6 protein-coding genes are annotated in these 4,612 nt (G+C 64.2%); 5 read left to right on the top strand and 1 reads right to left on the bottom strand.

Features of this window, described 5'->3' with window-relative positions; translation table 11 throughout:
- Positions 1-138 precede the first annotated feature (138 nt).
- From HMPREF3105_RS03250 to HMPREF3105_RS12595, 5 genes are read left to right on the top strand one after another with little or no spacing between them, the layout of a single operon-like run.
- Positions 139-402: a hypothetical protein gene (locus tag HMPREF3105_RS03250; protein ID WP_041103440.1), complete on the top strand. Its 264-nt coding sequence runs from the start codon at positions 139-141 to the stop codon at positions 400-402.
- Between the two features lie 45 nt (positions 403-447).
- On the top strand, positions 448-1,389 hold the full coding sequence (locus HMPREF3105_RS03245) for a metal ABC transporter substrate-binding protein (protein WP_041103442.1): 942 nt from the start codon (positions 448-450) through the stop codon (positions 1,387-1,389).
- Complete coding sequence (locus tag HMPREF3105_RS03240) at positions 1,386-2,126, top strand: metal ABC transporter ATP-binding protein (RefSeq protein WP_228063070.1); 741 nt, start codon at positions 1,386-1,388, stop codon at positions 2,124-2,126. Before HMPREF3105_RS03245 ends, HMPREF3105_RS03240 begins: the two co-directional genes overlap by 4 nt.
- Positions 2,126-3,001, top strand: a complete 876-nt coding sequence (locus HMPREF3105_RS03235) for a metal ABC transporter permease (RefSeq protein ID WP_041103446.1) — start codon at positions 2,126-2,128, stop codon at positions 2,999-3,001. The genes HMPREF3105_RS03240 and HMPREF3105_RS03235 overlap by 1 nt, the downstream gene beginning before the upstream one ends.
- An 11-nt stretch (positions 3,002-3,012) precedes the next feature.
- Positions 3,013-3,705 carry a metal-dependent transcriptional regulator gene (locus tag HMPREF3105_RS12595; RefSeq protein ID WP_080772556.1) on the top strand — a complete coding sequence of 231 codons (693 nt, stop codon included), beginning with the start codon at positions 3,013-3,015 and terminating at the stop codon, positions 3,703-3,705.
- Positions 3,706-3,710: 5 nt separating this feature from the next.
- Here the strand turns inward: HMPREF3105_RS12595 and HMPREF3105_RS03225 are convergent, their stop codons facing one another.
- A complete protein-coding gene (locus tag HMPREF3105_RS03225) occupies positions 3,711-4,391 on the bottom strand; it encodes a metal-dependent transcriptional regulator (RefSeq protein ID WP_041103449.1) in 681 nt (226 codons plus the stop codon).
- Positions 4,392-4,612: the final 221 nt, after the last annotated feature.

Here is a 4,612-nt window from a genome sequence, read left to right as displayed (position 1 = left end):
CGACTGGACCTACGAAACGGGGTCAGCCCATCACCGATGTTCGGAGTGGCGTATCTAGTAATAACATCAATGTAGTTTATTTGTCTATGCCACGCCCATGTTTGGAACTACGGCACACCGAACACTAGGATGTGTGGCATGGGACGAACGTATGTGGGCGAGCGCAGTGAGGGTGCGTGGCTGGAGGCCATCACCTTGTTTCAGTCCGTGCGCGACGCTGACCACGCCGCTGCGGCCCGCCTGTTGCGAACGTCGTCCGACCCCGAAACGGTGATGCTGAACCTCCTGCGCATGCTCGGCGTCTACCTGCGCGGAGAAGCACCCGACAAGCTCGACCACTTCATCGCCGCATCCCATCGCGCTGGCCCGCCCCCAAGCCCTCCGCTTCCACCGCTCACGTGAACTTCCACCCCGCACCTCGTCACCCGCTCAGCTAAGGAACCATCCATGCCACGAAACTCCCGCTTCTTCTCCCGCCGTTCCCTGCCGCTGCTGGCAGCGTCCGTGCTCGCGCTCTCTCTCGCCGGATGCGCAACATCCGGCGAGAACGATGCAGGAGCTGACGATGAGCGTCCCGTGGTGCTGACGACGTTCACCGTTCTCGCGGACATCGCCGAGAACGTCGCCGGTGACAACCTGAGGGTGGAGTCGATCACGAAGGTAGGGGCGGAGATCCACGGCTACGAGCCCACCCCCGGAGACATCCGCAGAGCGTCGGAGGCGGATCTGATTCTCGACAACGGGATGAATCTGGAGGCGTGGTTCGCGCAGTTCGTCGACGGGTTGGATGTGCCCCACGTCGTGGTCAGCGAGGGGGTCGAGACGATCGACATCAGCGAGGATGCCTACGCGGGGATGCCGAACCCGCACGCGTGGATGAGTCCGGTGAACGTGCAGATCTACGTCGACAACATGGTCGAGGCGTTCAGCGACCTCGACCCCGACAACGCGAGCGAATACGAGGCCAACGGCGAGGCGTACAAGGCCGAGTTGCAGACGGTGCAGGATGAGCTGGTCGACGAGCTGTCGGTCCTGCCCGAGAACCAGCGGGCGTTGGTGACCTGCGAAGGTGCGTTCTCCTACCTCGCCCGGGACGCCGGGCTGACCGAGAAGTACATCTGGGCGGTCAACGCGGAGCAGCAGGCCACCCCGCAGCAGATCACCTCCGCGATCGAGTTCGTACGCGCAGGCGACGTACCCGCGGTGTTCTGCGAGTCCACCGTGTCCGACGCCCCGATGCAGCAGGTCGTCGAAGCGACCGACGCCGAGTTCGGTGGTGTGCTGTACGTCGACTCCCTGTCCGAAGCGGACGGGCCGGTCCCGACCTACCTGGAGCTGATCCGCCACGATGCGACCACCATCATCGACGCGCTGACGGCACGCAACTGATGACGACCGCGATCTCGGTACATGACGTCACGGTCCACTACGGCGAGGTCCTCGCCCTCGACCACGCCACCCTCGACATCCAGGCAGGACGCGTGTGCGGACTCGTGGGCATGAACGGATCGGGGAAGTCGACGCTGTTCAAGACGATCATGGGTTTGCTGCGTCCCGATTCCGGCACGGTCCGCGTCAACGGTGAGAACCCGACGAAGGCACGCAAGTCGGGGGCCGTCGGCTATGTGCCGCAGAGCGAGGACGTCGACTGGGCATTCCCAGTGACCGTACGCGATGTCGTCATGACCGGCCGCTACGGACACATGGGATTCACCCGCCACGCGAAGAAAGCCGACCACGACGCCGTCGACCACGCCTTGGAGCGGGTGGAGCTCACTGAGTACGCGGACCGGCAGATTGGGCAGCTCTCCGGTGGCCAGAAGAAGAGGGCGTTCGTGGCCAGGGGGATCGCCCAGGGCGCGTCGATCCTGCTGTTGGATGAGCCGTTCGCCGGGGTCGATAAACGCTCCGAGGCCACGATCACCCGGCTGCTGCGCGAACTCGCCGACGACGGGGCGACGATCCTCGTCTCCACCCACGATCTCCACGCCCTGCCCGCCCTGGCTGACGAAGCCGTGCTCCTGATGCGCCGCGTGCTCATGCACGGCGACCCTGATGAGGTACTCCGGCCCGACAACCTTGCTCTGGCCTTCGGGCTGGACGTCCTGAACCGAGGCGACAACTGATGAACCTGATCGACTTCTTCCTCGAGCCGCTCAGCTACGACTTCATGGTGCGCGCCCTCGCGACCACCCTGATCGCCTCGATCGTGTGCGCGGTGCTCTCCTGCTGGCTCGTCCTGATCGGCTGGTCGCTCATGGGCGACGCCGTCTCCCACGCCGTCCTCCCTGGGGTCGTGCTCGCCTACATCGTCGGCGCACCCTTCGCCCTCGGAGCGGTGATCTTCGGGTTCCTCGCGGTCGCCCTCATTGGCGCGGTGAGGGACACCAGTCGGGTCAAGGAGGACGCTGCGATCGGGATCGTGTTCACGACACTGTTCGCTCTGGGGCTCGTGCTGATCTCCGTGACCCCGTCGCAGACCGACCTGAACCACATCATCTTCGGCAACCTGCTCGGCGTGTCCTGGGCCGACCTCATCCAGGTCATCATCCTCGGCGCGATCACCTTCACGATCCTCGTCACCAAGCGCCGCGACTTCACCCTCTACGCCTTCGACCCCACCCACGCCCACGCCATCGGACTGAATCCGAAGATCCTCGGCGCGGCGCTCCTCGGTCTCCTCGCGCTCACCGCCGTCGTCGCCCTCCAGGCCGTTGGCGTCATCCTGGTCGTGGCGATGCTCATCATCCCGGGAGCTACCGCATACCTACTCACGGACCGGTTCGGGCGCATGCTCGTTATCGCTCCCGTGATCTCCGCAGCCTGCGCCGTCGTCGGCCTGTACTTGAGCTACTACCTCGACACCGCCTCCGGTGGCATGGTCGTCCTCGCGCAGGGAGCCGTGTTCGCGCTCGTCTACTTTTTCAGCCCCCGGCACGGTCTCATCGGAACCCGGATCATGAGCACACGCCGCAGACGGGCACTCGTTTCCGCTCAGTAGGGGTATCCCGCATGCGCGGCAAGAGCGACCGGTCAGGGACCAGAGCACGCTATCTCCGTGCCATCTGGTCCCTGACTGAGAACAGTGACGCTCCGGTTACGGTGACGGGCATTGCCCGTGCGCTGAGTTTCGTGCCGGGGAGCGTGTCCGAACAGGTGAAGCGACTCGTCGATGACGGTCTCGTCGACCACGAACGGTACAAAAGCCTTTCCCTCACTCCTACGGGACACCTCGAAGCGATGCGGGCAGTGCGGACGAACCGGATACTTCGGTGCTTCCTCCACGACGCCCTCGACCTGCCCTGGAGCGAACTCGCCGCCAATGCCGACGCATTGGAAGCCAGCAGCTCACCCCGCTTCCTCCAGCGAATCGAAGCCTCCCTCGACCAGCCCACCCACGACCCCTACGGGCAACCCATCCCCACCCCAGACGGTCACATCGAATCCCGCCGAGATGCCCGTCTGCGGGAACTCGCACGCCCGCGATGGGCTCCCGTGAGGATCACGCGCGTCGCCGACGCACCACTCGAAACACTGGTCTTCCTCGACGAGCGACACCCTCGCCCCGACACACGGTCACGCATCCAGGCCTGCACAGCGGAAAACGACATCATCAAGGTCCGCTCGGCGGAATGGCATGGCACGTTGCTCCCTGCCGGAGCAGGCGTGCTCCATGCATCACTCCACGACGAAGCTGCGCGGTGACCGCATCAACTGGCCACGACAGACACATAGAGTGCATCTGTCGCCGAACGCCCCAGTGCTACCGAGGTGTCCGATCCCGTAACTCGCGCGTCCAGCGCGTCCGAGAACGGGGCACCTTCGCCGATCTCCAGCGTTGATCCGATTACGAAACCATGCTCTTCGAAGAACTGCAGCAGCGCCGGGTCCGAGTCCGAAATACGCTCGACCACCACCCGGTGCCCCGCCCCGACTCCGGTCAACTGTGTCGCATCCGGGATCTGCACCGTCCCGTCAGCGGACGGGATCGGGTCACCATGAGGATCGCGGGTGGGGAACTCCAAGAACTCATCGATCCGGTCGATCATGAAATCCGACACCGCATGCTCAAGGTGCTCAGCCTCATCATGCACCTGATCCCACGAGTAGCCCAAGACACTGACGAGGAACGACTCGATCAACCGATGCCGACGTACCATCGCCAGCGCGTAGGAGCGCCCCGTCTCCGTCAACTCCACCGACCCGTAAGGAGCATGCTCGACAAGACCCTGCGTAGAGAGCTTACGGACAGCATCAGAGACCGACGAGAGCTTCAATCCCGTCCGCTCCGCGATCAGCGTCGGCGTCACCGGCACCGACGACCACTCCGTCAGACCCCACACAGCCTTCAAATAGTTCTGGGTGCTCGCGGACAACTCAGAGACGGACATGACCTCAGAATATCCTCGAACATGCAACTACGCCGTGGCCCCGTTTGAAAGCACGGAGGTGAGATGGCGCAAGGTCGTTCGTCGCCAGAAGCTCCGCGACCACGGCTCGGCTACCGGTCCAGCCGTGACTGGACCAGCGGAACATACGATGCATCCTTCTCGAAGCACAGCACGCGATAGCCATCGCTGACTGAAGCGCCCTGGGTTTCGTTCCGAGGTCA

The organism is Micrococcus sp. HMSC31B01, assembly GCF_001816085.1.
GTDB lineage: Bacteria > Actinomycetota > Actinomycetes > Actinomycetales > Micrococcaceae > Micrococcus > Micrococcus luteus.
Note: the sequence above shows the minus strand (reverse complement) of the source record. Positions and strands in the feature narration are given on the sequence as shown.